Genomic DNA, 822 nt, shown 5'->3' on the forward strand with positions numbered 1-822 from the left:
GTTCTGGAAAGAACAGCCGTAGAGGGTGATAGCCCCGTATATGAAAGGCATATTAAGATGATAAATGAGTAGGGCGGGACACGTGAAATCCTGTCTGAATATGGGGGGACCATCCTCCAAGGCTAAATACTCCTGAAAGACCGATAGTGAACAAGTACTGTGAAGGAAAGGTGAAAAGCACTTCGAATAGAAGGGTGAAATAGAACCTGAAACCGTACGCCTACAAGCGGTCGGAGCAGCATACAGCTGTGACGGCGTGCCTTTTGCATAATGAGCCTACGAGTTAATTTTACTAGCGAGGTTAAGGTATTAAGTACCGGAGCCGGAGCGAAAGCGAGTCTGAATAGGGCGCATAGTTAGTAGGATTAGACGCGAAACCTTGTGATCTACCCATGGGCAGGTTGAAGCTCTGGTAACACAGAGTGGAGGACCGAACCGGTTGACGTTGAAAAGTCTTCGGATGACCTGTGGGTAGGGGTGAAAGGCCAATCAAACTGGGAGATAGCTCGTACTCTCCGAAATGCATTTAGGTGCAGCGTCGTATATAAGTTTATTAGAGGTAGAGCTACTGATTGGATGCGGGGGTTTCATCGCCTACCAATTCCTGACAAACTCCGAATGCTAATAAATGTTCTACGGCAGTGAGGGCATGGGTGCTAAGGTCCATGTCCGAGAGGGAAAGAACCCAGACCAACAGCTAAGGTCCCAAAATATATGTTAAGTTGAAACAACGCGGTTGGACTGCATTGACAGCTAGGATGTTGGCTTGGAAGCAGCCATTCATTTAAAGAGTGCGTAACAGCTCACTAGTCGAGCGGTCCG

1 rRNA gene is annotated in these 822 nt (G+C 47.9%); it reads left to right on the forward strand.

The features are described from left to right. Nucleotides 1–822 (forward strand): 23S ribosomal RNA (locus REB14_RS24110); the annotation flags it as partial.

The organism is Chryseobacterium metallicongregator (genome assembly GCF_031324065.1).
In the GTDB taxonomy this organism is placed as follows: Bacteria; Bacteroidota; Bacteroidia; order Flavobacteriales; family Weeksellaceae; genus Chryseobacterium; species Chryseobacterium metallicongregator.